Here is a 25782-nt window from a genome sequence, read left to right as displayed (position 1 = left end):
CGGGACCAGGGAGGCCATGTGGGGCAAGCCGGACAGGCGGTCGATGAGCGGGCGGTGGACGATGCGCTCGCGCGCGGCGAGCGGTTTCGCGCGCTCGTGCTGCCGCATCTCGACGCCGCGTACAACCTCGCGCGCTGGCTGAGCGGCAGCGCCGGCGACGCGGACGACGTCGTGCAGGACGCGTGCATGCGCGCGCTGCGCTTCGTCGACTCGTGTCGCGGCGACAACGCGCGGCCGTGGCTGCTGACGATCGTGCGCCACACCTGGTACACCGAGTGGCGGCGGCGCACGCAGGCGCACGAGGTCGCGCTGCCCGACACGCTGGACGATGCCGACGTGCCCGACGACTGGCAGCCGGCGACGGAGGACCCGCTCGCGCAGTTGCTGCGCGGCGAGAACGTGCGGCTCGTGAACGCGGCGCTCGCGAAGCTGCCGCCGGAATACCGCGAGGTGCTCGTGCTGCGCGAGATGGAGGACCTGAGCTATCGCGAGATCGCGGCGATCGCGGACGTGCCGGTCGGCACGGTGATGTCGCGGCTCGCGCGCGGCCGGCGCAAGCTTGCCGCGCTGCTGGGCGAGGCACAGGCGCCGGCGACCGAAGGCCGGCCGGGCCGTGCGCCGGCTGGCGGAACCGCATCGGAGGCGATCGATGGACTGTAACGAAGCGCGAGCGTTGCTGGACGCGGACGTCGACCGCGAGCTGTCGGCGCCCGATGCGTTGCGGGTCCAGCAGCATGTCGAAGGGTGCGACGCATGCCGCCGCGAACGCGCACGGATCGTCACGCTGGTGCAGGCGGTGCGGCAGGCCGATTATCACCGTGCGCCGGACGCGCTGCGGGCGAGTATCCTCGCGAGCCTGCCGGCCGCGGCCGACGCGCCGGCCCATGAGCCGTCGCGGGCCGCGCCCCGGCCTGAACGGCAGTCAGCGCCGCCCCGGCGGCCGCGCGGACGCGACTGGTTCGCCTGGCTGACCGGGCGGGCCGGGTCGGCCGGCACAGGCGCCGGGTCGCGCGTGGCCGCGTGGCCGGGCCTCGGCTGGGGCGTCGCGCTGCTGATGGCGGTCGCGGCGGCGGGCGGCGTGGCGTGGTCCGCCCGCCACGCGGACACCGACCGCACGGTCGACGAACTGGTCGCGAGCCACGTGCGGGCCGACCTGTCGGCGCGCGACATCGACGTGATCTCGACCGACCAGCACACGGTCAAGCCGTGGTTCAACGGCCGGCTCGACTATGCGCCGCCGGTCGAGAATCTCGCCACGGACGGTTTCGCGCTGGTCGGCGGCCGGCTCGACTACGTCGGGCGGCGTCGCGTCGCAGTGCTCGTCTACCGCCACCGGCAGCACGTGGTCGACGTCTACGTGCAGCCGGCCGGCGAACGGCCGGCGGCCCCGTACGCGACCGTGTCGCAGGGCTATGCGCTGGACCGCTGGAACGCGGCCGGCATGACGTGGTGGGCGGTGACCGACGCCGAGCCGTCGGCGCTCGCGGCGTTCCGAACGGCGCTCGACGCGCGGCTGGCCGGCGCGCACGGCGAATGACCATGCCGTTATGGGGGGCGCACTCTTGTTCCGACCCCGGCCGCGAAAGGGCGAAGGGCGCTCGCGGGCCCGCATACCCGTTCAAGTCTTTGAAAACACGGCCGAATCAGTCGGCGAATCGTCGATTGGCCTTGCATGCGCCCCGTAACCGGGTTAGAATCTTCGGCTTCTCACTTGCCACACCGGTTCAGACGCCCGGGTGGCTTTAATCCACAAGGAGTGTGTATGCGTCATTACGAAATCGTATTCATCGTGCACCCGGATCAAAGCGAGCAAGTGCCCGCGATGATCGAGCGCTACAAGTCCACGATCACGTCGCACGGCGGCCAGATCCACCGTGTCGAAGACTGGGGCCGTCGCCAGCTGGCCTACATGATCGAGAAACTCGCGAAGGCTCACTACGTCTGCATGAACATCGAGTGCGACCAGACGACGCTCGACGAACTCGAACACGCGTTCAAGTTCAACGACGCCGTGCTGCGTCACCTCATCGTCAAGATGAAGAAGGCCGAAACCGGCCCGTCGCCGATGATGAAGGAAGTTCAGCGCGAAGAAGCCAAGAAGGCGGCTGCCGCTCAGCCGGCCGAAGCGCAGGCTTAAGTTCGTCACTTATTAAGCCATCAAGGAGCGTGCCACTCACGTGAACAGGTTGCAATTGACGGCGAGCGTCGTCGAACGCGCACCGGTGCGATATACGCCGGCCGGTGTTCCGATCGCAAGCGCCACGTTGCATCACCGCACGGAAGTCGTCGAAGCAGGCATTCCCCGTCAGGTCGAAATGACGATCGAGGCGGTGGCGGCCGGTGAGGCGAGCGGCAAGCTGGAAAGTCGTGAAATGGGCGTCGAAACGCTGTTCACGGGCTTCCTGGCCAAGAAAAGCCGCAACGCGAGAACCTTGGTGTTTCACATCACTGCATTGCAGGACACAGGAAAGGACTGAAATCATGGCCCGCCCGACTGGTAAGAAATTCGACAAGCGTCGTCAGCAACAAAACCCGCTCTTCAAGCGCAAGAAGTTCTGCCGTTTCACGGCTGCCGGCGTCGAGCAGATCGACTACAAGGACACGGAAACGCTGAAGGACTTCATCGGCGAAAACGGCAAGATCACGCCGGCTCGCCTGACGGGTACGAAGGCCCACTATCAGCGTCAGCTGGATACGGCAATCAAGCGTGCGCGTTTCCTCGCGCTGCTGCCGTACACCGATCAGCACAAGGCGTAATCAGGCGACGCAATAAGGAGAATTCGAATGCAAATCATTCTGTTGGAAAAAGTCGCCAATCTGGGCAACCTCGGCGACATCGTCAAGGTCAAGGACGGTTACGCTCGCAACTTCCTGATCCCGAACCGCAAGGCTCGCCGTGCAACGAAGGAAGCGATCGCCGAATTCGAAGTGCGCCGTGCTGAACTCGAAAAGATCGCCGCTGAAAAGCTGGCGGCATCGCAGGCAGTCGGCGAGAAGCTGAACGGCCAGTCGTTCGAAATCACGCAGAAGTCGGGCGTCGACGGCCGTCTGTTCGGCTCGGTCACGAACGGCGACGTCGCGGAACTGCTGAAGAAGGCCGGCTACGAAGTCGAGAAGCTGCAAGTTCGCATGCCGGAAGGCCCGCTGAAGATGATCGGCGAGCACAACGTGCAAGTCGCGCTGCATACGGACGTCGTCGTCGACGTCACGATCAACGTGATCGGCGACCACGCGTAAGCGTAGACGCAAGCTTGCCGGGCGGCTTCCGCCGTCCGGACAAGGGCAGGCGCCCGGGTAACCGGGGCCTGCCTTTTTTATTGCCTGCTCGCCGGCAAGCGGTGGTAGCGCTGCCGCCATCTATTCGCGATAATCCCAACTCATGAACGCGCCGCAAGATCCCCAAATCGAATCGCTGAAAGTCCCGCCGCATTCGGTGGAAGCCGAGCAGTCGGTGCTCGGCGGCCTGTTGCTCGACAACGCGGCATGGGACCGGATTGCCGACTTCCTGTCGCAGGGCGACTTCTACCGCTACGACCACCGGATCATCTACGAGCACATCGGCCGCCTGATCGCGTCGACGCGCCCGGCCGACGTCGTGACCGTGTACGAAGCGCTGACCACGTCCGGCAAGGCCGACGACGTCGGCGGGCTCGCGTACCTGAACGCCCTCGCGCAGAACACGCCGAGCGCGGCGAACATCCGCCGCTATGCGGAAATCGTGCGCGACCGCGCGGTGCTGCGCCGGCTCGTGTCGGTCGCCGACGAGATCTCGGCCGACGCATTCAATCCGCAGGGCAAGGAAGTCCGCCAGCTGCTCGACGAGGCCGAATCGAAGGTGTTCTCGATCGCCGAAGAGGGCGCGCGCGGCAACCAGGGCTTCCTCGAGATCGGCCCGCTGCTCACGCAGGTGGTCGAGCGCATCGACACGCTGTACCACACCGCGAACCCGAGCGACGTCACCGGCACGCCGACCGGCTTCGTCGACCTCGACCGGATGACGTCGGGGATGCATGGCGGCGAGCTGATCATCGTGGCGGGGCGCCCGTCGATGGGTAAGGCGCAGCCGCTCGATGCGCGCGTCAGGACGTTGACGGGCTGGAAGCCGATGGGCGGGCTGGCGGTCGGTGATGCACTTGCTTCGGTCGACGGGGCTCCATCGATCGTGACCGGCATCTACCCGCAGGGCGAACGCCAGGTGTATCGGGTCCGCTTTTCGGATGGGCGTTCGGCCGAATGCTGCGACGAGCACCTGTGGTGCGTCCATTTCCGCGAGTGGGAAAAGCCCCGTGTGCTGTCGACCGCGGAGATTCGCACGTTGCTGACGCGCGAACGCTACCGGAACCGGTTGTGGATCGACATGCCGAGCGGCGAGTTTGGTCATCGCGAGGCGCTGCCGGTTGACCCATGGGTACTCGGCGCGCTGCTGGGCGACGGTGCGCTCGGCGGGACCGCCGTGCGTTTCAGCGTGAAGGCCGAGGAGACGTTGAACCGGATGCGCGAGCGTGTCGACGCGTCGCTCGAACTTGAATACGCGGGCCAGTACGACTGGCGCATCAAGCGCCGGCCGTCGACGGCCACCGTGGCCCGGCCGTCCGCCAACCCGCTCAAGGCTGCGCTCGAGCAACTCGGTGTGTGGGGGAGGACGAGTTACGACAAGTTCATCCCGCGTCTCTACCTCGATGCGGACAAGGACGCGCGGCTGGATGTGTTGCGCGGGTTGCTCGACACGGACGGCTGGGTCGAATCGTGGGGTACGGTGCGCTATTCGACCGCCAGTGCGCAGTTGGCGAGCGACGTGCGCGAACTGGCGCGTTCGCTCGGCGCGTGGTGCCAGGTTGCCGAAAAGGCGACGAGCTTCACGGTCGACGGCGAACGCAAGGCCGGTGCGACGGCTTATATTTGCACGATCAGTCACCCGGATCCGCAAAGCCTGTTCCTGTTCGAGGGCAAGCGCGAGCGGCTAATGGCCGGGCGGACGCGCCGCAAGCTGCCGGTAATTATGGGTATCGAGCCGTCGCGCCGGACCGCCACGCAGTGCATCTCGATTTCGCATCCGTCTCGGCTGTACGTGACCGACGATTATGTTGTCACGCACAACACGGCCTTCTCGATGAACATCGGCGAATACGTCGCGGTCGAGTACGGGTTGCCGGTCGCGGTGTTCTCGATGGAAATGCCGGGCACCCAGCTCGTGATGCGTATGCTCGGCTCGATCGGCCGGCTCGACCAGCACCGGATGCGTACCGGCCGCCTGACGGACGAGGACTGGCCGAAGCTGACGCACGCGGTGCAGAAGATGAGCGAGGCGCAGCTCTTCATCGACGAGACGGGCGGCTTGAACCCGATGGAGCTGCGCTCGCGCGCGCGGCGCCTCGCACGTCAGTGCGGCAAGCTCGGGCTGATCATCGTCGACTACCTGCAGCTGATGTCGGGTTCGTCGCAGGGCGAGAACCGCGCGACCGAAATTTCGGAAATCTCGCGTTCGCTGAAGAGTCTCGCGAAGGAGCTCGACGTGCCGGTGATCGCGCTGTCGCAGCTGAACCGCGGCCTCGAACAGCGCCCGAACAAGCGTCCGGTGATGTCGGATTTGCGCGAATCGGGCGCAATCGAACAGGACGCGGACGTGATCCTGTTCATTTATCGCGATGAGGTCTACAATCCGGACAGCCCCGACAAGGGGACGGCCGAAATCATCATCGGCAAGCAGCGTAACGGCCCGATCGGCCCTGTTCGGCTCACGTTCCTGGGGCAATACACGAAGTTCGACAATTTTGCCGGGGCGCAGACCTTCTACGGCGAGTAAAGCCGGTTGTAAACACCTATTTCGCCAATTGTTGTATCCAATCCCGGCGTGCGCATATGCGCACGTCGCGTCGGGACCGAAACCGGTACAATGTCGCCCGTTTTCGTGACAGTAGTTTGACAATCTCTCAGGAATCCCATGTTCGGTCGATTCATGCCCACCGAGGGCAAGTTCTTTGAACTCTTCAACGCGCACGCGAAGCACATCGTTTCCGGTGGCCGCGAACTCGAACTGCTGATCGACAATCTCGCCGACGCCGAGATTCACAAGCAAAACGTGCAAATCGCCGAGAAGGCCGCCGACAAGCTCACGCACGAGGCGATCGATCTGCTGCACAAGACCTTCATCACGCCGCTCGATCGCGACGAGATCCACAAGCTGATCACGACGATGGACGACATCCTCGACCTGATGGAGGACGTCGCGACGGCCGTGTCGCTGTACGACGTGCAGTCCGTCACGTCCGAGGCGAGCCAGCTCGCGCACATCGTCACGCAGTCGGCGCAACACGTGCAGCAGGCCGTCGGCTTGCTGTCCGACATGAAGCAGTCGGCACAGATCCTCAAGCAATGCGAGGAAATCGACCGCTGGGAGTCGGAGGCCGACCGCGTGCTGCGCGCGGCGATGTCGAAGCTGTTCCGCGAGGAAGACGACGTGAAGACGCTCATCAAGCTGAAGGCGATCTACGAGCTGCTCGAAGAGATCACCGACAAGTGCGAGGACGTCGCGAACATCATCGAAGGCATCGTGCTGGAAAACGCCTGAGCGGACCACGATGCATTCGATACAACTCGCCCTATGGATGGTCGCGACGCTGGTGCTCGTCGCGCTCGTATTCGACTTCATGAACGGCTTTCACGACGCGGCGAACTCGATCGCCACCGTCGTGTCGACCGGCGTGCTGAAGCCCCAGCAGGCCGTGGTGTTCGCGGCCGCGTTCAACGTGATCGCGTATTTCATCTTCCACCTGAAAGTCGCGCAGACCGTCGGTAAAGGCACGATCGATCCCGAGATCGTCGACCATTACGTCGTGTTCGGCGCGCTGGTCGGTGCGATCGGCTGGAACGTGATCACGTGGTATTACGGGATTCCGTCGAGTTCGTCGCACGCGCTGATCGGCGGCCTCGTCGGCGCGGCGCTCGCGAAGTCCGGCTGGGGTGCGCTGAACGTCGACGGTCTGCTGAAGACGATCGCGTTCATCTTCATTTCGCCGCTGCTCGGGTTCATCCTCGGTTCGCTGTTCATGCTCGGCGTGTCGTGGCTGTATTTCCGTACCGCGCCCAGCAAGGTCGACCGGCGCTTCCGCCGGCTGCAGTTGCTGTCGGCCGGCCTGTACAGCCTGGGCCACGGCGGCAACGACGCACAGAAGACGATCGGTATCATCTGGATGCTGCTGATCGCGAGCGGCTACGCGTCGGCGACCGCCGATGCGCCGCCGGCGTGGGTGATCGGCGCGTGCTACCTGTCGATGGGCCTCGGCACGCTGTTCGGCGGCTGGCGCATCGTGCGCACGATGGGCCAGAAGATCACGAAACTCAAGCCGGTCGGCGGTTTCTGTGCGGAAAGCGGTGGCGCGATCACGCTGTTCGTCGCGTCGTTCCTCGGCATTCCGGTGTCGACCACGCACACGATTACCGGCGCGATCGTCGGTGTCGGCGCCACGCAGAAGTTGTCGGCCGTGCGCTGGGGCGTCGCCGGCAACATCGTGTGGGCGTGGGTGCTGACGCTGCCGGCAGCCGCGCTGTTTGCGGCCGGCGGGTGGTGGCTCGGGCATCAGATCTTCTGATCGCCGACACGCCCGGATCGACATGAAAAATGCGCCGCAAGCCGAAAGGCTGCGGCGCATTTCTTTTGGGGTGGCCAAAGCGTGCTGCGGCGCGGGTGGGGCGGCCGACAATACCTTCGACGTCACCGCCGCTCGGCAAGAACGAGCGGTCAGTAACTGCCGTTCGCGAATCGCGCGATCGGATCGTCAGCCGTACTCGTGCGCGGACTGACGGGCGCGGATTGCGTCGACGCACGCCATACCTGCACGGGCGCGGGCTCGATATTGCGTGGGGGCGCCGACGCGGCGGCGGGCGGCGGTTCGGCATCGAACGCGGCGGCCTGGGCGGCCGTCAGCGCGGTCGTCGGAATCTGCGTGCCGACTTCCGCCGGCGCGGCCGGTGCGGCGTTGGCCGTCGTCGCGGCCGCATCGTCATTTACCGACGTGGCCTGCTGCCGGGCCACCTGCATCCGCGGTGGCGGCGGCTCGTACGGGTCGGCGGCCTGGGCTGCCGGTGCAACTGCGGCAGCCGTCACGACCGGCGTGCTCGGAACGGTCGGAGCGGGAGCCGGTGCCTGCGCCGCTCTCGCTTGCGACGACGCAGTCGCAGGCTGCCGCGACGCGGCGGCAGCCGTCACGACCACCGGAGCAGCCGCGACCGTCGGCGGATTGCGCGGCTCGTCGCGCTTGGCCTCGTAGGTCGGCGCATCGAACGGCGTCGGGGCCGAGCGCGGCGGCGCGACGCGGCGAATGCCGTCGAATCGCTTGGCCCAGTACGGGTTCGTCAGATAGTCGAGCCGCACGGTGCCGCCCGTCGACGGCGCATTGACGAAGCGCAGCTTGCCGACATAGATGCCGACGTGCGAATGCGGCCGTCCGGTCGTGTTGAAGAAAATCAGGTCGCCCGGCGCGATCTCGTCGGGCTCGATCGACACGCCGCGACCGCTCATGTCGGCGGTCGTGCGCGGCAGGTTCACGTCGGCCGCGCGGCCGATCACGTAGCGCACGAGCCCGCTGCAGTCGAAGCCGCTCGTCGGCGTGTTGCCGCCCCAGCGATACGGGACGCCGACGAGGCTCATCGCCTGGATCGAGATTTCTTCCTGACCGACGCTGTGGTCGACGAATTTCGGGAAATTGGCGGGCGCCGGGAACGCACGCGGCGTCGTGATCTTCATGCCCGACGCGGAACGCGATGCCGACTGCGGCGGCACGCTGGAGCAGGCCGCAAGCAGGGAGACGACGGCGACGGGAACCCAGATTCGAAGCATGGCAAGGCGGGCGAGCGCGACGCGCTCGCGAATCGTATGACAACAGACAGACCCGATGGTAGACGCTCCGACGGGGCTTAAGCAACCATTCTTGAGAATTTACTTGAAGTTTCGCGCGTAAACTGCATTGTTGCGTGACAAAGCGTTACTTTTCTCTTCGACCCCAAATAAAAACGGCGCCCCAAAAAACGGGGCGCCGCGTGGGCGTCGAAAGCCCGGCCGAGAGGCCGGCCTGCGCGTTACAAAATGTCCGACGCGTAGTCGGCGAGCCGCGAGCGTTCGCCGCGCGCGAGGGTCACGTGGCCGCTGTGGCCCCAGCCCTTGAAGCGGTCGACGACGTAGGTCAGGCCCGAGCTGCCTTCGGTCAGGTAGGGCGTGTCGATCTGCGCGATGTTGCCGAGGCACACGATCTTCGTGCCGGGGCCCGCGCGCGTGACGAGCGTCTTCATCTGCTTCGGCGTCAGGTTCTGCGCCTCGTCGATGATCAGGTACTTGTCGACGAACGTGCGGCCGCGCATGAAGTTCATGCTCTTCACCTTCAGGCGCGAGCGGATCAGCTCCTGCGTCGCCGCACGGCCCCATTCGCCGGCCGCGTCGTCGGTCTTCTGCAGCACCTCGAGGTTGTCGTCGAATGCGCCCATCCACGGCTGCATCTTCTCTTCCTCGGTGCCGGGCAGGAAACCGATGTCCTCGCCGACGGGCACGGTCGCGCGCGTCACGATGATTTCGTTGTAGCGCTTGTCGTCGAGCACCTGCGCGAGGCCGGCCGCGAGCGCGACGAGCGTCTTGCCGGTGCCGGCCTGGCCGAGCAGCGTGACGAAATCGATCTCGGGGTTCATCAGCAGGTTCAGCGCGAAATTCTGCTCGCGATTGCGCGCGGTGATGCCCCACACGTTGTTCTTGTGGTGGCTGTAGTCGCGCAGCGTCTGCAGCAGCGCCGTCTTGCCGTTCAGCTCGCGGACGATCGCATGAAACGTCGGCTCGCCGTTCTGCGGCTCGAGATAGACGAACTCGTTGACGAGCATCGACGCGACGAGCGGGCCCGTCACGCGGTAGTACGTGGTGCCCGTCTTCGTGTCCTGCCAGCTCTCCATGCCTTTCGCATGCTTGGTCCAGAAATCCTGCGGCAGCTCGCGCACGCCGTTGTACAGGAGATCCGAATCCTCGAGCACCTGGTCGTTGAAGTAGTCTTCCGCGGGCAGGCCGAGTGCGTGCGCCTTGATCCGCATGTTGATGTCTTTCGACACCAGCACGACCTGGCGATCGGGCCGGTCGCGCTGCAGCGCGCGCACGACGCCGAGGATCTGGTTGTCGGCCTTGCCTTCGGGCAGGCCTTCGATGGGCGCGATGTCGGCGAGCTTCGTCTGGAAGTACAGGCGGCCGAGCGCGTCGCGGCTGCCGAGGCGCGACAGCGGAATGCCGGCCGAGATCGGGCCGCCGTCGGCGACGAGCGCGTCGAGCGTACGGCTGACCTGGCGGGCGTTACGCGCGACTTCGGACATCCCCTTCTTGTGGTTGTCGAGTTCCTCGAGCGTCATCATCGGCAGATAGACGTCGTGTTCCTCGAAGCGGAAGAGGCTGCTCGGGTCGTGCATCAGCACGTTGGTGTCGAGCACGAACAGCTTCTGCAGTTCGGCTTCGGCGGGCTTGCGGCTGCGCGACTTCGTCGCGGCGCCGGCATCGCGCGCGGGCGCGGCGGCCGGTTTGTCGGCGGCCGGCTTGTCGTTGCGTGCGACGACCGGTGCCGCCGGTTCGGCGGGCGTCTGCAGCGGCTGCAGCAGCGCGGCCGTCTGCCTCGTCTTGCGGCCGCGCGCGGGGGCGCTTGCGGCCTCGGGCGCCGAAGACGCGACGGCGCGCAGCGGCGCGGCCGTGTTCGCGGCTTCGATCATCGGTTGGGCCACGCTGGCCGGACCATAGTCACCGGCTGTGGATGCGTCCCCTTCGGCGGATTTCTTCGCGGCTTTCGCGGGCCGCGCTTTCGCCTTGTATTCGTCGGGCGGCAGGAGGCTGCCGAGCTTGCTGGGGGGAGTAGGCAAAGGCATGGTGTCCCTCGGGAGGAATCGTGTCGCATGGCGTGCGCCGCTGATCGCATCCTGCGTGACGTAGACGCATGCAGTTTGCGCGCGGTGGCGCACAGGAATTTCGTCTAGCCGGTTCGCCTAAGTGTCGATCAGCTCCTCGATGCGGTAAAGGCCGGACCGGGGCGGGCCGGCGCGCGTTCCATAAAAAAAGCCGCTGCCCCGTCGACAGGGACATGCGGCTCGGCTGATGCCGTCGTGATGCGCGTCAGGTGCCGTGAAGCATTGCAACAGGCACCGGCGCAGCTACGAGAAATATGGGGCGAACTGGCATTCATTGCGGCCCAATATAACGCGCCTCAAAGCGCTTGTACAGCCTTTAGCACGTCGTCCACGTGACCCGGTACCTTGATGCCGCGCCATGCCTGTCGGAGCACGCCGTCGGCGTCGATCAGGAACGTCGAGCGCTCGATTCCGCGCACTTCCTTGCCATACATTTTCTTCATCTTGATGACATCGAACAACGCGCACAGCGCTTCGTCGGCATCGGAGATCAGCGGGAACGGCAGTTCGAGCTTGGCCTTGAAATTGTCGTGCGAGCGGAGGCTGTCGCGCGACACGCCGATGACTTCCGCACCGGCTTTCTTGAACTTCGGATAGAGATCGCGGAACTGCAGCCCTTCGGTCGTGCAGCCCGGCGTGTTGTCCTTCGGATAGAAGTACAGCACGAGCTTCTTGCCCTTCAGGCCGGACAGCGAAATGTCGCCGCCCGTGGCCGGTGCGGTGAAATCGGGAACTTGACGGTCAACTTCGACGGACACGTGCTTCTCCTGTTGTTATGGAATGGCGCCGCTGCGGCGGCGCGGTTCGGCGGGGCGTCGCGGCAGCGCGCCGCAAGGGCGGGGCGACGACGCCGGCTCGCGCGAATTCAGTCGGGCTGGACGACCAGTTCGCCGGAGCGGCCGGGGATTTCGCCCCACGCGACAGGGTACGATGGCAGCGAGTCGCGGTCCAGCGTCGCGTGGTAGTCGCCCATCGTCGCGAACGTATGGCCTTGCGCGCGCCAGCCGGCGAGCAGTTGCTCGAACACCGGCGCGAGCTTCTGGCCTTCCAGCTCCGCATGCAGCGTGAATACCTGGTCGTGCGGATTGGTTTCGGTGAACTTGAGGATGTGCGCGGCGACGTTGTGCGTGTCGATGCCGTCGACGCCGAGCACTTCGTCGAGCGTCGGCAGCGTGGTCGGCATCTGCACGTGCGACAGCGTGCGGCCGCCGACGACGGGCAGGTACGGCGAATGGCCGCGACCGTCGGATGCGTAGCGCATTCCCCATGCGTCGATCTGCTCGAACGCGGCGTCGTTCATCTGCCAGCCGGCCGCGCCGTGCGTGACGGGCGGCGCGCCGAAGATCTCGACGAAGCGCGCGTGACTCTTCTGCATTTCACGGGCGGTCCAGTCGCGATCGCGTGCACGCACGTTGTCCTGCCAGACCACGTGATCCCACGTGTGGATCCCGCATTCGAAGCCGGCCTCGTGAATCGCGCGCATGTCGGCGATCGCGCGACGGCCGATGTCGGGGCCGGGCAGCAGCACGCCGTACATCAGCTGCTTCACGCCGTAGTGTTCGACCACCGACGTGCGCGACACCTTCTTCAGGAAGCCCGGGCGAAACACGCGCCGCAGCGCCCAGCCGGTGTGATCCGGCCCGAGGCTGAAGAGGAAGGTCGCGCGCGCGTTGAAGCGGTCGAAGATGCGCGCAAGGTTCGGCACGCCTTCGCGCGTGCCGCGCAGCGTGTCGACGTCGATCTTGAGGACAATGCGAGCCAAGCGAACGTCCCGGTCAGCCTTGCTGTTCGACGAGCGCGCGCGCGTCGGCGACGTGGCCGCGATACGCTTCGAAGATGTTGCGCAGCGCGTCGTCGAACGTCGCCTGCGGCGCCCAGCCGAGTTCCTGCATCGTGTTGTCGATCTTCGGCACGCGGTTCTGCACGTCCTGGTAGCCGTTGCCGTAGTAGGCGCCGGACGTCGTTTCGACGAGCTTCACCTGCTTGGCCGAATCCGCGTACTCGGGGAATTCCGCGGCCAGTTCGAGCATCTTGTGCGCGAGTTCGCGAACCGAGAAGTTGTTCTTCGGATTCCCGATGTTGTAGATCTTGCCCGACGCGACGCCGCCCGTGTTGTCGATGATCTTCATCAGCGCGCTGATGCCGTCGCCGATGTCGGTGAACGCGCGCTTCTGCGAGCCGCCGTCGACGAGGCTGATGTTCTCGCCGCGCACGATGTGGCCGAGGAACTGCGTGACCACGCGCGAGCTGCCTTCCTTCGGCGTGTAGATCGAGTCGAGGCCCGGGCCGATCCAGTTGAACGGACGGAACAGCGTGAAGTTCAGGCCTTCCATCCCGTAGCCCCAGATCACGCGGTCCATCAGCTGCTTCGAGCACGCGTAGATCCAGCGCGGCTTGTTGATCGGGCCGTAGGTGAGCGCCGACGCGTCCGGGTCGAACTGCTCGTCCGAGCACATGCCGTAGACCTCGGAGGTCGACGGGAACACGAGGTGCTTGCCGTACTTGACGGCCGAGCGCACGATCGGCAGGTTCGCCTCGAAGTCGAGCTCGAACACGCGCAGCGGCTGCTGGACGTAGGTCGCCGGCGTCGCGATCGCGACGAGCGGCAGGATCACGTCGCACTTCTTCACGTGATACTCGACCCACTCCTTGTTGATCGTGATGTCGCCTTCGAAGAAATGCATCCGCTCGTGGTTGACGAGGTCGCCCAGCCGGTCGGTCTGCATGTCCATGCCGAACACTTCCCAATCGGTGGTTTCAAGAATGCGCTTCGACAGGTGATGGCCGATGAAGCCGTTCACACCCAGGATCAGGACTTTTTTTGCTTTCATGAATGACGGGAAGAATGAATGAACTGCGCGAATTCCGCGGGCGTCACGACGGTTTCGCTGCCGTCGCGCTGCTGCCAGAGCTCGAGAATGGATAGGGCGCGGCTGTCGCCGCAGACGCCGAATAGCGCATTATCGCTTACGTGCAGGCCGGGCGGCAAATCCGCCGCGGCGGCCGCTGCCGCGCTGCCGGGCGCTGCAAGGCGCGCACGCGCGATCACGAAGCGCGCGCCGTCGACGTCCGTGAACGCGCCCGGATACGGGGGCGCGACCGCGCGCACCAGGTTGTAGACCTGCGCGGCCGGCTTCGACCAGTCGACGCGGCCGTCCTCGGGCTTGCGCCCGCCGTAGTAGCTGCCGGTCGCGAGATCGTTCGGCAGGTGCGGCGCCTCGCCCGCGAGCAGCGCGGGCAGTACGCGCCACAGCGTCTGCTCGGCGGCCACCGTGACCTTGTCGAACACCTGCGCGGCCGTGTCGTCCGGCAGGATCGGCACCGCCGTCTGGCCGATGATCGCGCCCGCGTCGGGCTTCGCGGCCATCTCGTGCAGCGTCGCGCCGGTCTCGGTCTCGCCGTTCAGCACGGCCCAGTTGGTCGGTACCCGACCCCGGTATTTCGGCAGCAGCGAACCGTGCATGTTGTACGCGCCGCGCGGCGCGATCGCAAGCAGGTCCACCGGCAGCATGTGCCGGTAGTAGAACGAGAAGATGAAATCGGGCCGCGCGTCGGACACCGCGCGGCGCAGCGCCGGATCGGCGGGGTCGGCCGGCGTGAGCACCGGAATGCCGTGCTCGGCCGCGACGGACGCGACGCTGCCGAACCAGATGTTCTCGTTCGGATTGTCCTCGTGCGTGACGACCAGCGCGACGTCGACGCCGCGCGCGAGCAGCACCTGCAGGCACCGCACGCCGACGTTGTGATACGCGAAGACGACCGCGCGCGGCTTCATTGCGCGGCTCCCGGGCGGTTCGCGGCGGCCGGCACCGGCGGCATGCCGTCGTGCTGCTCGAGCACGGCCTGGATCAGGTAGCGGGGACGCGCGCGCACCTGCTGGTAGATGCGGCCGACGTATTCGCCGAGCAGGCCGAGCGCGAAGATGATCACGCCGAGCAGGAAGAACGTGATCGCGAACAGCGTGAACACGCCTTGCACTTCCGCGCCGACGATGAAGCGGCGCACGAGCAGCAGCACGAACAGCGCGGCGGAGCCGAGCGACAGGATCACGCCGATGAACGACAGCCACTGCAGCGGCACGACCGAGAAGCCCGTCACGAGGTCGAAGTTCAGCCGGATCAGGCTGTACAGCGAATACTTCGATTCGCCCGCGAAGCGTTCCTCGTGCGCGACTTCGATCTCGGTCGGGTTCTGCGCGAACGTGTACGCGAGCGCGGGGATGAACGTGTTGACTTCGCCGCACACGTTGATCGTGTCGATGATGCGGCGGCTGTACGCGCGCAGCATGCAGCCCTGGTCGGTCATCTTGATGCGCGTGATGCGCTCGCGCAGCCGGTTCATCATCTGCGACGCCTTGCGCCGCCACAGGCTGTCCTGGCGCTGCTTGCGGATCGAGCCGACGTAGTCGTAGCCCTCGCGCATCTTCGCGATCAGCTTGCCGATTTCCTCGGGCGGGTTCTGCAGGTCGGCGTCGAGCGTGATGACGATCTCGCCGCGCGACTGCGCGAAGCCCGCGAGGATCGCCATGTGCTGGCCGTAGTTGCCGTTGAGCAGCACGACGCGCGTCGTGTCGGGCCGGACGTGGAACTGATCGGCGAGCATCGCGGCCGAGCGGTCGCGGCTGCCGTCGTTGATCAGGATCACTTCGTACGACGCGTCGAGTGCGTCGAGCGCCGGATACAGGCGCGCGAACAGCGCGGCGAGGCCGTCTTCCTCGTTGTATACGGGGATGATGACCGATACTTCGGGCCGGTCGGTGTCCAGATGCGCGGCGCCCGGGTGCCCGGCGCCCGAATGCCCGGCGCGTGCTTCAAGGTGACTCATGTACGCTTATTTTCCGTATTGTTCGCAAATCTGATTGACGGCGTCGGCCACGCGACGCACGTCGCCTTCCGTCATCTGCGTAAACAGCGGCAGCGTGACGGTCGACGCGCCGTACCGTTCGGCGTGGGGGAACATGCCCTCCTTGAAACCGCGCGCACGGTACAGCGTGAAAAGATGGATCGCCGGGTAGTGGATGCCGGTGCCGATCCCGCGTTCCTTCATCTGCGCCATGAATTCGGCGCGCGTGATCGTCAGCCGCTCGAGCGGCAGCGTGACCAGGAACATGTGCCAGTTGCCGTTCTCGAATTCGGCGACCGGCAGGCCGAGGCCCAGCTTCACGGCCGCGCCGCCGTCGAACGCGGCGAAATACGCGCGGGCGAGCGCGCGGCGCTGCGCGGTGAAGCGCTCGATGTGCGGCAGCTGGCCGAGGCCGACGCGCGCGGCGACGTCGGTCAGGTTGTACTTGCCGCCGAGCACGTCGCAGTCCATCCCGTCGAAGCCGGTGCGCGTGATGCCCTGCAGCCGGTACTTCTGCGCGAGCACGGCTTCGTCCTCGTTGTTCAGCACGAGCGCGCCGCCTTCGATCGTCGTCAGGTTCTTGTTCGCGTGGAAGCTGAACGACACGATGTCGCCGATCGCGCCGATGCGCTTGCCGTGCCACGTCGAGCCGAACGCCTGCGCGGCATCCTCGATCACGCGCAGTTTGTGCGCGCGGGCGATCGCGTACAGGCGGTCCAGGTCGACCGGCAGGCCGGACAGGAACACGGGGATGATCGCCTTCGTGCGCGGCGTGATCGCCTGCTCGAGCTTGTCGAGGTCGATGTTGCGCGTGACGGGATCGATGTCCGCGAACACGGGCGTCGCGCCGGTTTCGATGATCACGTTGCTGGTCGAGACCCACGACGCCGGCGTCGTGATCACCTCGTCACCGGGGCCGACGCCCGCGATGCGCAGGCCGATCTCGAGCGTGCAGGTGCCCGAATTGAATGCGCGGACCGGACGGCCGCCGCAGTACTCGGACAGCGCGGCTTCGAATTTCTGGCACTGCGGGCCGGTCGTGATCCAGCCCGAACGGAGCACGTCGACGACGCCCTGGATGGTTTCCTCATCGATCTCGGGGCGGGTGAACGGCAGAAACGGAGCGGTAGTCTGGCTCATGAACGCGTTGGGCCTGTAATGGCGTGTAATAAAAGGGTCGGGCGATCCGTCCGAAACCGGCATTAAACACCGGTTGGCCGATTCGCACCGTGATTTTTTGTAGGCGGACGCTTAACGAACGCCGGGGCCGCGGGCCGCGCTCAACTGCGCGCGAGCACGAGCACGCCGATCAGGATGATGCCGATGCCGACGAACTTCTGGATCGACAGCACCTCGCCGAACAGGTACCACGCCGCGAACGCGTTGACGACGTAGCCGAGCGACAGCATCGGGTACGCGATCGACACGTCGACCCGCGACAGCCCGACGATCCACACGACGACGCTCAGCACGTAGCAGCCGAGCCCGCCGATGATCGGCAACTGGGTCGCGATCTTGAACCCGACCGGGATGATGTTCGCACGGCTGAATTCGAAGTGTCCAACGGCGTTGACGCCGGCTTTCAGCAGAAGTTGCGCACAGGCGTTGAGCATCACGCCGGTGATGATGCAGACGAACGAAACGGGATTCATGCGAAGGACGTCCTTACGATTGCGGTTTCTCGACGATCACGCGGCGGTTGTCGCGCGCGACCACGCGCATCGGCACGCCTTCCTTGGCGAGCGCGTCGTACTGGCCGGGCGGCATGATCGCGAGCGCATGGGTGTCCTGCTTCCAGCGCGTGACCCATTCGCCGACGGTCGGGATCCACTTGTTCGGCTCGACCGAGATCCCGAACGCGAGCTCGTCCTGGCGCTGGACCATGATCGTCGTGTGGCCCATGTAGAACGGGAACGTGTGATCGAGCATTTCGATCGAGTAGAACGGCGTGTCGGGCGGCAGCTTCGCCAGTTCGGCGCGCACGGCCGGCGCGAGCAGCGCGCCCGAGCTGTAGCGGCCGAACTCGTCGTGCCCGGTGCCGCCGATCGTGCCGAACGCGAGCCATGCGGCGCCGAACGCGGCGAGCGCGGCGGCTACGCCCGCGCGGCGGTTCAGCCACGCGGCCGCGAGCGTCAGCGCGGCCGAGACCGCGAGACCGGCGTACAGCCACATCTGGAACGCGCGGTACAGCGCGTTCGGCGTGCGGGTGTCGCCCTGGTACGCGAGGAAGATGATCCCGAACGCCGCGGCGACGAAGAACACGAGATAGCCGAGCAGGTGGCGGCGGAAGCGCTCGGCCGTCATTAGCGGCAGGTACGCGCCGATGATCAGCGCGAGCGCCGGCGCGACCGGCAGCACGTACGAGATCAGCTTCGAATGCGACGCGCTGAAGAACAGGAAGATGAACGCGCTCCAGATCAGCAGCACGAGCATCGGCGAGAAGCCGTTCGGCTGGCGCGGCATGCGCAGCGCATGGCGGATGCTCTGCCACGCGACCGACAGCCACGGCAGGAAGCCGACCAGCAGCACCGGCACGAAGTAGTACAGCGGGCCCGGGCGGTTCTGTTCCGGGGTCAGGTACCGGCGGAACTGCTGGACGACGAAGAAGAAGTTGAAGAATTCGGGGTTGCGCTGCTGGACGAGCACGAACCACGGCGTGACGATCGCGAAGAAGATCACGAGGCCGCTGACCAGATACAGGCGCTTCCACAGCGCCCAGTCGCGCGCGATCACCGTATACAGCACGAGCACGGCGCCCGGCAGGATCAGCCCGACGAGGCCCTTGGACAGCACCGCGAACGCCATCGCGGCCCAGCACGCCCACATCCAGCCGCGCACCGCGGCCGGGCGCAGCCCGGGCCGCTGCGCGAGCAGCAGCGAGCACAGCGACAGCGCCATCCAGAACGCGAGCCCCATGTCGAGCGCGTTGAAGTGACCCATCAGGTTCCAGTAAGGCGCGCTGGCCAGCACGACGGCCGCGAGCAAGCCCGACAGCGGGTTGAACAGGCGCGCGCCGGTGTAGCCGACGAGCAGTACGCCGGCGAAGCTCGCGACGGCGGTATACAGGCGCGCCTGCCATTCGCCGATGCCGAACCATGCGAACGTCAGCGCGTTCAGCCAGGTTTGCAGCGGCGGCTTCTCGAAGTACTTGTAGCCGTTGTAGCGCGGCGTGATCCAGTCGCCGGTGACGAACATCTCGCGCGCCATTTCCGCATAGCGGCCTTCGTCGCTCGGGATCAGGTGGCGCAGCCCGAGCGGCGCGAACCAGACGATCGCGAACGCGACGAGCAGGAGGACGAGCGTGATGCGATTGAGCGGTAGCCTCGACGGCGTATCGTTCATGGGTTTTCAGCCTGTTGGTTATTGTGACGGGCCGCCGGCGGGTTGCGCCGGGGGCGGGCGGCCTGGCCGGGCCGATCCGGGGGATCGACCCGCTGCGCCGGCCCGAGTTTTACCGCAACCGGGATTAACGTTCAATTAAGAGCGCGGCGGCGACTTTGCGGCCTTCGGCCATCAGGATGTTGTAGGTGCGGCAGGCGGCCTGGAAATCCATCGTCTCGACGCCGATCCGCTTCGCGGTGAGCGCCGCGACGAGCCGCGGGTGCGGGAAGCGCAGCCGCGCGCCGCTGCCGAAGATCACGAGTTCGGGCGTCGGATCGAGCAGCATCGCGAAATGCTCGGGCGCGAGCGCGTCGAACGACGACACGGGCCAGGCCTGGACCGGCGCGCCGGGCAGCACGATGACGCTCGTTTCATGGCGTTCGAGATTGACATCGACATAATCGGGGCCGTAGCCGGTGACGGTGTTGAGCGCGCCGCTCGTGTCCTGGTGCAGTTTCAAATCGGTATTCCGCGGTTCCGTAGGGGAATGGGTTGGCCGGGCCGCAAGGGCCCGGCAGGCCGGTTTCGCGCGCCCGGCCACGCGCGGACGCCCGACGGCGCGGGCCCGGCGCGGCTATGGTGCATTGCGAAAGTCGGCCAAAATCCGCTAAATTATAACTTTTTGGTCGCCCGCGGGCGCCACTTGCGTCGTGCGTCGCCACAAGCCGCGTCCGGCCGCCGCTTTTTCCCAGTCTAGACAGCGCGCACAGACCGGCCGCTTTCCAGTTTTGATCCCGTCCCCCGGCCGCAAGGCCAACCCAGGAACCGTGTCGTCGTGAAACCGATTCAGAAGTCGAACAAGCTGCTCAACGTCTGCTACGACATCCGTGGCCCGGTGCTCGAGCACGCGAAGCGCCTCGAGGAAGAAGGCCACCGTATCATCAAGCTGAACATCGGCAACCTCGCGCCGTTCGGTTTCGACGCGCCGGACGAAATCATCCAGGACATGATCCGCAACCTGCCGGCGTCGTCCGGCTATTCGGATTCGAAGGGCGTGTTCTCGGCGCGCAAGGCCGTGATGCACTACACGCAGGAAAAGGGCGTCGTCGGCGTCGGTCTCGACGACATCTACATCGGCAACGGCGCGTCCGAGCTGATCGTGATGGCGACCCAGGCGCTCCTGAACGACGGCGACGAAGTGCTGCTGCCCGCGCCCGACTACCCGCTGTGGACGGCGGCCGTGAGCCTGTCGGGCGGCACGCCCGTGCACTACGTGTGCGACGAGCAGAACGCATGGATGCCCGATCTCGACGACATCCGCAGCAAGATCACGCCGAACACGAAGGCGATCGTCGTGATCAACCCGAACAACCCGACCGGCGCGCTTTATTCCGACGAATTGCTGCTCGAGCTGCTCGCGATCGCGCGCCAGCACGGGCTGATCGTGTTCGCGGATGAGGTCTACGACAAGATCGTCTACGACGGCCTCGAGCACACGGCGCTCGGCGCGCTGTCGGAGGACGTGATCACCGTCACGTTCAACAGTTTGTCGAAGAGCTATCGGTCGTGCGGCTATCGCGCGGGCTGGATGGCCGTGTCGGGCCTCGGCGGCGACAACCGCCGGCGCGCGAAGGATTACCTGGAAGGGCTCGGCATCCTGTCGTCGATGCGCCTGTGCGCGAACGTGCCCGGCCAGTTCGCGATCCAGACGGCGCTCGGCGGCTACCAGAGCATCAACGAGCTGATCGTGCCGAGCGGGCGCCTGTACAAGCAGCGCGAACTCGCGTATGACATGCTGACGTCGATCCCGGGCGTGACCTGCGTGAAGCCGCAGGCCGCGCTGTACATGTTTCCGCGCCTCGACCCGAAGCTCTACCCGATCCAGAACGACCAGCAGTTCATCCTCGACCTGTTGCTCGAGGAGCGCGTGCTGCTGGTGCAGGGCACGGGTTTCAACTGGGCGACGCCGGACCATTTCCGCGTGGTCTTCCTGCCGAACCTCGACGACCTGACCGATTCGATCAACCGGATCGCACGCTTCCTCGACGGCTACCGCAAGCGCCATTCGGTCTGAGCGGGCAGCGTCTCACGGAACTCACTACTTCTTACTCATCGATCACACGCAGCATGGAACCGATCAAAGTTGGCCTGTTGGGCTTCGGCACCGTCGGCAGCGGCACCTTCACGGTGTTGCACCGCAACCAGGAAGAAATCAAACGACGCGCGGGGCGCGGCATCGAGGTCGCGCGCATTGCCGTGCGCAACCCGGCCAAGGCGCAGGCGGCGCTCGGCGCCCACGCCGGCACCGCGCAGATCACCGACGACTTCAACGCGGTCGTCGACGATCCGTCGATCGCGATCATCGCCGAGATGATCGGCGGCACGGGCATCGCGCGCGAGCTCGTGCTGCGCGCGATCGCGAACGGCAAGCACGTCGTGACGGCGAACAAGGCGCTGCTCGCGGTGCACGGTACCGAGATCTTCGAAGCCGCGCGCGAGAAGGGCGTGATGGTCGCGTTCGAGGCGGCCGTCGCCGGCGGCATCCCGATCATCAAGGCGCTGCGCGAAGGCCTGACCGCGAACCGCATCCAGTACATCGCCGGCATCATCAACGGCACGACGAACTACATCCTGTCCGAAATGCGCGACCGCGGGCTCGACTTCGCGACCGCGCTGAAGGCCGCGCAGGCGCTCGGCTACGCGGAAGCCGATCCGACCTTCGACATCGAGGGCGTCGACGCCGCGCACAAGGCGACGATCATGAGCGCGATCGCGTTCGGCGTGCCGGTGCAGTTCGACCGCGCGTATGTCGAAGGCATCAGCAAGCTCGACGCGACCGACATCCGCTACGCGGAAGAGCTCGGTTACCGGATCAAGCTGCTCGGCATCGCGCGCCGCGCCGCAAACGGCATCGAGCTGCGTGTGCACCCGACGCTGATCCCGGAAAAGCGCTTGCTCGCGAACGTCGAGGGTGCGATGAACGCGGTCGTCGTGCACGGCGACGCAGTCGGCACGACGCTGTACTACGGCAAGGGCGCGGGCGCGGAGCCGACCGCTTCGGCCGTCGTCGCGGATCTCGTCGACGTCACGCGCCTGCATACGGCCGATCCCGAGCATCGCGTGCCGCACCTCGCGTTCCAGCCGGACAGCCTGTCGAACACGCCGATTCTGCCGATCGAGGAAGTGACGAGCGGCTACTACCTGCGCCTGCGCGTCGCCGACCAGACCGGCGTGCTCGCCGCGATCACGCGCATCCTCGCCGAATCGGGCATCTCGATCGACGCGCTGCTGCAGAAGGAATCGGAGCAGATCGACGGCGCGAACGGCGAAACCGACATCATCCTGATCACGCACGAGACGGTCGAGAAGAACGTCAACGCGGCGATCGCGCAAATCGAGAGCCTCGCGACCGTCGTGTCGAAGGTGACGAAGCTGCGCATGGAAGCGCTGAACTGAGGCTGACGACATGAACTACATCTCCACGCGCGGCGCCGGCATCGGCGAGCGCCATACGTTCTCCGACATCCTGCTCGGCGGTCTCGCGAAGGACGGCGGGCTCTACCTGCCGGCCGAGTATCCGAAGGTGTCCGCCGACGAGCTCGCGCGCTGGCGCACGCTGCCGTACGCGGATCTCGCGTTCGAGATCCTGTCGAAGTTCTGCGACGACGTGCCGGCCGACGACCTGCGCGCGATCACGCGCCGCACGTACACGGCTGCCGTGTACAGCAACACGCGCCACGGCGAGAACGCATCCGACATCACGCCGCTGAAGACGCTCGGCACCGAGCACGGCACGGCGCTGTCGCTGCTCGAACTGTCGAACGGCCCGACGCTCGCGTTCAAGGACATGGCGATGCAGCTGCTCGGCAACCTGTTCGAGTACACGCTCGCGAAGCACGGCGAAGCGCTGAACATCCTCGGCGCGACGTCGGGCGATACCGGCAGCGCGGCCGAATACGCGATGCGCGGCAAGGCCGGCGTGCGCGTGTTCATGCTGTCGCCGCACAAGAAGATGAGCGCGTTCCAGACCGCGCAGATGTTCAGCCTGCAGGATCCGAACATCTTCAACCTCGCGGTCGAAGGCGTGTTCGACGACTGCCAGGACATCGTGAAGGCCGTATCGAACGATCACGCATTCAAGGCGCAGCAGAAGATCGGCACCGTCAACTCGATCAACTGGGCGCGCGTCGTCGCGCAGGTCGTGTACTACTTCAAGGGCTATTTCGCGGCGACGCAGTCGAACGACGAGCGCGTGTCGTTCACGGTGCCGTCGGGCAACTTCGGCAACGTCTGCGCGGGCCACATCGCGCGGATGATGGGGCTGCCGATCGCGAAGCTGGTGGTCGCGACCAACGAGAACGACGTGCTCGACGAGTTCTTCCGTACCGGCGCATACCGCGTGCGCAGCGCCGAGCACACCTATCACACGAGCAGCCCGAGCATGGACATCTCGAAGGCCTCGAACTTCGAGCGCTTCGTGTTCGACCTGCTCGGCCGCGATCCGGCCCGCGTGATGCAACTGTTCCGCGACGTCGAGGAGAAGGGCGGCTTCGATCTCGCGGCCAGCGGCGATTTCGCGCGCGTCGCCGAATTCGGTTTCGTGTCGGGCCGCAGCAGCCACGCCGACCGCATCGCGACGATCCGCGACGTGTTCTCGCGCTACGACACGATGATCGATACGCATACGGCCGACGGCGTGAAGGTCGCGCGCGAGCATCTGGAGGCCGGCGTGCCGATGGTCGTGCTCGAGACGGCGCAGCCGATCAAGTTCGGCGAGACGATCCGCGAAGCGCTCGATCGCGAAGCCGAGCGGCCGGCCGCATTCGATGGGCTCGAGGCGCTGCCGCAGCGCTTCGAGGTCGTGAAGGCCGACGCGCAGCAGGTGAAGGACTTCATCGCCGCCCATACGGGCGCATGATGTGCCGCCGGGCGCGAGCCCGGCGTGCAGGCAGGCCGGCCGGAATGCCGATTCGTCGAATGGATCGGGGTTCCGGCCGTTTCGTTTGGCCCGCGGGTTGGGTACGCGGACATCGCATGTGGCGCGAAATGCGCGAAACAAGTGTCAGACCTGCGGGTTCGCGCCGATCACAATCTTCGCATGTTCGCCATATCGCGCGTGCGTACGGCGGCGTCGCTACAATGACGTATTGATTCCAACGATCCCCGATTCCATCGATGTCGAACCCGAATCCCGCGGCGCCGCGCGCGCCGATGCTGTCGACCGCCGAGGCGCTCGCCGCGCTGCTCGATGCCGCGAAGCCGCTGCCCGGGGCCGAAACCGTCGCCACGCTCGACGCGCTCGGCCGCGTGCTGGCGGCCGACGTCAGCTCGCCGCTCGACGTGCCGCCGATGCATACGAGCGCGATGGACGGCTATGCGGTGCGCGTCGCCGACCTGCTGCACGGCGAGCGGCGCCTACCGGTGTCGCAGCGGATTCCGGCCGGCCACCCGGCCGCGCCGCTCGCGGCGGGCACGGCAGCGCGGATCTTCACCGGTGCGACGGTGCCGCCCGGCGCCGACGCCGTCGTGATGCAGGAGCAGACGTCGGCCGACGGCGACGCGGTCGAGATCCTGCACACGCCGAAGGCCGGCGAATGGATCACCGCGCAGGGCGCGGACATTCGTCAGGGTTCGGTGATCCTGTCGGCCGGCACGCGGCTCACGCCGCAGGCGCTCGGCCTCGCCGCATCGGTCGGCTGCGCGCAACTGTCGGTCGCGCGGCGGATTCGCGTGGCGGTGTTCTTCACCGGCGACGAACTGACGATGCCCGGCGAGCCGCTGAAGCCCGGCGCGATCTACAACTCGAATCGCTTCACGCTGCGCGGGCTGCTCGAGCGGCTCGGCTGCCACGTGACCGACTACGGAATCGTGCCCGACTCGCTGGCCGCGACGCGCGACACGCTGCGCGAGGCCGCCCGCGATCACGACGTGATCCTGACGAGCGGCGGCGTGTCGGTCGGCGACGAGGACCACGTGAAGCCGGCCGTCGAGGCCGAAGGGCGGCTCGCGCTGTGGCAGATCGCGATGAAGCCCGGCAAGCCGCTCGCGTACGGCGCGGTGCGCCGTGGCGACGCGCGCGCCGACGCGCACTTCATCGGGCTGCCCGGCAACCCCGTCTCGAGCTTCGTCACGTTCCTGCTGTTCGTTCGGCCGTTCCTGCTGCGCCTGTCCGGCGTGCGCGACGTCGCGCCGCGCGCGTTGTCGCTGCGTGCCGATTTTTCGCAGAGCAAGGGCGACCGGCGCAACGAATTCCTGCGTGCGCGCGTCAATGCGGCCGGCGGTCTCGACCTGTTCCCGAACCAGAGTTCGGCCGTGCTCACGTCGACGGTCTGGGGCGACGGCCTGATCGATAATCCGCCGCAGCACGCGATCAGCGCGGGCGAGACCGTGCGTTTCATTCCGTTTTCCGAATTGCTGTCGTAACGCGGCGGCTTCCGAACCATGAAGATTCAGCTTAAATTTTTTGCAAGCGTGCGTGAAGCATTGGGCGTGGCCGACGAAGAAGCCGACGTGCCGGACAGCGTGACGACCGTCGGCGACGTGCGTGCGTGGCTGCGCGTGCGCGGTGGCGCGTGGGCCGACACGCTCGCCGAAGGGCGCGCGTTGCGCATGGCCTGCAACCACGAGATGACCGATCCCGACACGCGGCTCACCGAAGGCTGCGAGGTCGCGTTCTTCCCGCCGGTGACGGGCGGCTGAGCT

Annotated in this window: 25 protein-coding genes and 1 pseudogene; 15 read left to right on the top strand and 11 right to left on the bottom strand. The window is 66.4% G+C overall.

The features are described 5' to 3' along the window. The first annotated feature begins 18 nt into the window (after positions 1 to 18). The 9 genes from J8I33_RS15510 to J8I33_RS15470 all read left to right on the top strand — a co-directional run bounded on the left by J8I33_RS15510 (position 19) and on the right by J8I33_RS15470 (position 7589). Positions 19 to 660, top strand: coding sequence for an RNA polymerase sigma factor (locus J8I33_RS15510; RefSeq protein ID WP_050013242.1), 642 nt, complete (start codon positions 19 to 21; stop codon positions 658 to 660). Next, positions 650 to 1537 (top strand): zf-HC2 domain-containing protein, encoded by an 888-nt coding sequence (locus J8I33_RS15505; protein WP_050013241.1) that lies wholly within the window; start codon positions 650 to 652, stop codon positions 1535 to 1537. The genes J8I33_RS15510 and J8I33_RS15505 overlap by 11 nt, the downstream gene beginning before the upstream one ends. A 225-nt stretch (positions 1538 to 1762) precedes the next feature. After that, positions 1763 to 2137 (top strand): 30S ribosomal protein S6, encoded by a 375-nt coding sequence (gene rpsF, locus J8I33_RS15500; RefSeq protein WP_006486255.1) that lies wholly within the window; start codon positions 1763 to 1765, stop codon positions 2135 to 2137. Between the two features lie 40 nt (positions 2138 to 2177). After that, complete coding sequence (gene priB / locus J8I33_RS15495) at positions 2178 to 2477, top strand: primosomal replication protein N (protein WP_011549649.1); 300 nt, start codon at positions 2178 to 2180, stop codon at positions 2475 to 2477. Between the two features lie 4 nt (positions 2478 to 2481). Beyond that, entirely contained in the window at positions 2482 to 2757 is a 276-nt protein-coding gene (gene rpsR, locus J8I33_RS15490; RefSeq protein ID WP_004193360.1) for a 30S ribosomal protein S18, read from the top strand. Between the two features lie 27 nt (positions 2758 to 2784). Then, complete coding sequence (gene rplI, locus J8I33_RS15485; RefSeq protein ID WP_006486256.1) at positions 2785 to 3237, top strand: 50S ribosomal protein L9; 453 nt, start codon at positions 2785 to 2787, stop codon at positions 3235 to 3237. A gap of 142 nt (positions 3238 to 3379) precedes the next feature. Then, positions 3380 to 5803, top strand: a complete 2424-nt coding sequence (dnaB, locus tag J8I33_RS15480) for a replicative DNA helicase (RefSeq protein WP_209937581.1) — start codon at positions 3380 to 3382, stop codon at positions 5801 to 5803. Between the two features lie 138 nt (positions 5804 to 5941). Continuing rightward, entirely contained in the window at positions 5942 to 6568 is a 627-nt protein-coding gene (locus tag J8I33_RS15475; protein ID WP_006478627.1) for a DUF47 domain-containing protein, read from the top strand. A 10-nt stretch (positions 6569 to 6578) separates the two neighbouring features. Then, positions 6579 to 7589 (top strand): inorganic phosphate transporter, encoded by a 1011-nt coding sequence (locus J8I33_RS15470; RefSeq protein WP_050013240.1) that lies wholly within the window; start codon positions 6579 to 6581, stop codon positions 7587 to 7589. Positions 7590 to 7738: 149 nt separating this feature from the next. Here J8I33_RS15470 and J8I33_RS15465 read toward each other — a convergent pair whose 3' ends face one another. Continuing rightward, on the bottom strand, positions 7739 to 8836 hold the full coding sequence (locus tag J8I33_RS15465; protein ID WP_209937574.1) for a C40 family peptidase: 1098 nt from the start codon (positions 8834 to 8836) through the stop codon (positions 7739 to 7741). A 239-nt stretch (positions 8837 to 9075) separates the two neighbouring features. Beyond that, the gene (locus J8I33_RS15460) at positions 9076 to 10878 is read right to left on the bottom strand and encodes a PhoH family protein (protein WP_050013238.1); all 1803 of its coding nucleotides are present in this window, start codon (positions 10876 to 10878) and stop codon (positions 9076 to 9078) included. Here J8I33_RS15460 and J8I33_RS34475 point away from each other — a divergent pair. Then, positions 10774 to 11000, top strand: a pseudogene (locus tag J8I33_RS34475) (hypothetical protein); the annotation flags it as partial. The gene J8I33_RS15460 and the pseudogene J8I33_RS34475 overlap by 105 nt on opposite strands. Positions 11001 to 11213: 213 nt before the next feature. Here the strand turns inward: J8I33_RS34475 and J8I33_RS15455 are convergent. The 9 genes from J8I33_RS15455 to J8I33_RS15415 form a co-directional block, all read right to left on the bottom strand. Continuing rightward, entirely contained in the window at positions 11214 to 11675 is a 462-nt protein-coding gene (locus J8I33_RS15455; protein WP_050013237.1) for a peroxiredoxin, read from the bottom strand. Positions 11676 to 11782: 107 nt separating this feature from the next. Next, complete coding sequence (locus J8I33_RS15450; protein WP_050013236.1) at positions 11783 to 12679, bottom strand: polysaccharide deacetylase family protein; 897 nt, start codon at positions 12677 to 12679, stop codon at positions 11783 to 11785. Positions 12680 to 12692: 13 nt separating this feature from the next. Beyond that, positions 12693 to 13748: a bifunctional UDP-4-keto-pentose/UDP-xylose synthase gene (locus J8I33_RS15445; protein ID WP_209937567.1), complete on the bottom strand. Its 1056-nt coding sequence runs from the start codon at positions 13746 to 13748 to the stop codon at positions 12693 to 12695. After that, positions 13745 to 14692, bottom strand: coding sequence for a formyltransferase (locus J8I33_RS15440; protein WP_124554579.1), 948 nt, complete (start codon positions 14690 to 14692; stop codon positions 13745 to 13747). The genes J8I33_RS15445 and J8I33_RS15440 overlap by 4 nt, the downstream gene beginning before the upstream one ends. Then, positions 14689 to 15741 carry a glycosyltransferase gene (locus J8I33_RS15435; protein ID WP_050013233.1) on the bottom strand — a complete coding sequence of 351 codons (1053 nt, stop codon included), beginning with the start codon at positions 15739 to 15741 and terminating at the stop codon, positions 14689 to 14691. The genes J8I33_RS15440 and J8I33_RS15435 overlap by 4 nt, the downstream gene beginning before the upstream one ends. A 6-nt stretch (positions 15742 to 15747) precedes the next feature. Then, positions 15748 to 16899 (bottom strand): DegT/DnrJ/EryC1/StrS aminotransferase family protein, encoded by a 1152-nt coding sequence (locus J8I33_RS15430; protein WP_124594399.1) that lies wholly within the window; start codon positions 16897 to 16899, stop codon positions 15748 to 15750. A 140-nt stretch (positions 16900 to 17039) separates the two neighbouring features. Continuing rightward, positions 17040 to 17411: an EamA family transporter gene (locus tag J8I33_RS15425; RefSeq protein WP_050013231.1), complete on the bottom strand. Its 372-nt coding sequence runs from the start codon at positions 17409 to 17411 to the stop codon at positions 17040 to 17042. Between the two features lie 13 nt (positions 17412 to 17424). Then, the gene (locus J8I33_RS15420) at positions 17425 to 19101 is read right to left on the bottom strand and encodes a glycosyltransferase family 39 protein (RefSeq protein ID WP_209937561.1); all 1677 of its coding nucleotides are present in this window, start codon (positions 19099 to 19101) and stop codon (positions 17425 to 17427) included. Positions 19102 to 19225: 124 nt separating this feature from the next. Next, positions 19226 to 19600: an Mth938-like domain-containing protein gene (locus J8I33_RS15415; RefSeq protein ID WP_012328660.1), complete on the bottom strand. Its 375-nt coding sequence runs from the start codon at positions 19598 to 19600 to the stop codon at positions 19226 to 19228. A 315-nt stretch (positions 19601 to 19915) separates the two neighbouring features. On the opposite strand from J8I33_RS15415, the gene J8I33_RS15410 reads away from it, so the two are divergent. The 5 genes from J8I33_RS15410 (at position 19916) to moaD (ending at position 25779) form a co-directional block, all read left to right on the top strand. Beyond that, entirely contained in the window at positions 19916 to 21154 is a 1239-nt protein-coding gene (locus J8I33_RS15410) for a pyridoxal phosphate-dependent aminotransferase (RefSeq protein ID WP_050013229.1), read from the top strand. A gap of 53 nt (positions 21155 to 21207) precedes the next feature. Next, entirely contained in the window at positions 21208 to 22536 is a 1329-nt protein-coding gene (locus J8I33_RS15405; RefSeq protein ID WP_124594398.1) for a homoserine dehydrogenase, read from the top strand. A gap of 10 nt (positions 22537 to 22546) precedes the next feature. Beyond that, entirely contained in the window at positions 22547 to 23998 is a 1452-nt protein-coding gene (gene thrC, locus J8I33_RS15400) for a threonine synthase (protein WP_124554576.1), read from the top strand. A 257-nt stretch (positions 23999 to 24255) separates the two neighbouring features. Next, positions 24256 to 25503, top strand: coding sequence for a gephyrin-like molybdotransferase Glp (gene glp, locus J8I33_RS15395; RefSeq protein WP_209926863.1), 1248 nt, complete (start codon positions 24256 to 24258; stop codon positions 25501 to 25503). Between the two features lie 18 nt (positions 25504 to 25521). Next, entirely contained in the window at positions 25522 to 25779 is a 258-nt protein-coding gene (moaD, locus tag J8I33_RS15390) for a molybdopterin converting factor subunit 1 (RefSeq protein ID WP_050013225.1), read from the top strand. Positions 25780 to 25782 lie beyond the last annotated feature (3 nt).

It is taken from the genome of Burkholderia sp. AcTa6-5 (genome assembly GCF_017815075.1).
GTDB lineage: Bacteria > Pseudomonadota > Gammaproteobacteria > Burkholderiales > Burkholderiaceae > Burkholderia > Burkholderia sola.
This window is presented reverse-complemented; position numbering and strand designations above follow the sequence as displayed.

Excerpts from the sequence above, each read along its gene's own strand:
- thrC (WP_124554576.1), top strand. The coding sequence starts at position 22,547 with ATGAACTACATCTCCACGCGCGGCGCCGGCATCGGCGAGCGCCATACG.
- rpsF (WP_006486255.1), top strand. The coding sequence starts at position 1,763 with ATGCGTCATTACGAAATCGTATTCATCGTGCACCCGGATCAAAGCGAG.
- J8I33_RS15470 (WP_050013240.1), top strand. The coding sequence starts at position 6,579 with ATGCATTCGATACAACTCGCCCTATGGATGGTCGCGACGCTGGTGCTC.
- J8I33_RS15435 (WP_050013233.1), bottom strand. The coding sequence starts at position 15,741 with ATGAGTCACCTTGAAGCACGCGCCGGGCATTCGGGCGCCGGGCACCCG.
- glp (WP_209926863.1), top strand. The coding sequence starts at position 24,256 with ATGTCGAACCCGAATCCCGCGGCGCCGCGCGCGCCGATGCTGTCGACC.
- J8I33_RS15475 (WP_006478627.1), top strand. The coding sequence starts at position 5,942 with ATGTTCGGTCGATTCATGCCCACCGAGGGCAAGTTCTTTGAACTCTTC.
- moaD (WP_050013225.1), top strand. The coding sequence starts at position 25,522 with ATGAAGATTCAGCTTAAATTTTTTGCAAGCGTGCGTGAAGCATTGGGC.
- J8I33_RS15425 (WP_050013231.1), bottom strand. The coding sequence starts at position 17,411 with ATGAATCCCGTTTCGTTCGTCTGCATCATCACCGGCGTGATGCTCAAC.
- rpsR (WP_004193360.1), top strand. The coding sequence starts at position 2,482 with ATGGCCCGCCCGACTGGTAAGAAATTCGACAAGCGTCGTCAGCAACAA.
- J8I33_RS15460 (WP_050013238.1), bottom strand. The coding sequence starts at position 10,878 with ATGCCTTTGCCTACTCCCCCCAGCAAGCTCGGCAGCCTCCTGCCGCCC.
- J8I33_RS15440 (WP_124554579.1), bottom strand. The coding sequence starts at position 14,692 with ATGAAGCCGCGCGCGGTCGTCTTCGCGTATCACAACGTCGGCGTGCGG.
- J8I33_RS15420 (WP_209937561.1), bottom strand. The coding sequence starts at position 19,101 with ATGAACGATACGCCGTCGAGGCTACCGCTCAATCGCATCACGCTCGTC.
- J8I33_RS15505 (WP_050013241.1), top strand. The coding sequence starts at position 650 with ATGGACTGTAACGAAGCGCGAGCGTTGCTGGACGCGGACGTCGACCGC.
- J8I33_RS15445 (WP_209937567.1), bottom strand. The coding sequence starts at position 13,748 with ATGAAAGCAAAAAAAGTCCTGATCCTGGGTGTGAACGGCTTCATCGGC.
- dnaB (WP_209937581.1), top strand. The coding sequence starts at position 3,380 with ATGAACGCGCCGCAAGATCCCCAAATCGAATCGCTGAAAGTCCCGCCG.
- rplI (WP_006486256.1), top strand. The coding sequence starts at position 2,785 with ATGCAAATCATTCTGTTGGAAAAAGTCGCCAATCTGGGCAACCTCGGC.
- J8I33_RS15405 (WP_124594398.1), top strand. The coding sequence starts at position 21,208 with ATGGAACCGATCAAAGTTGGCCTGTTGGGCTTCGGCACCGTCGGCAGC.
- J8I33_RS15430 (WP_124594399.1), bottom strand. The coding sequence starts at position 16,899 with ATGAGCCAGACTACCGCTCCGTTTCTGCCGTTCACCCGCCCCGAGATC.
- J8I33_RS15465 (WP_209937574.1), bottom strand. The coding sequence starts at position 8,836 with ATGCTTCGAATCTGGGTTCCCGTCGCCGTCGTCTCCCTGCTTGCGGCC.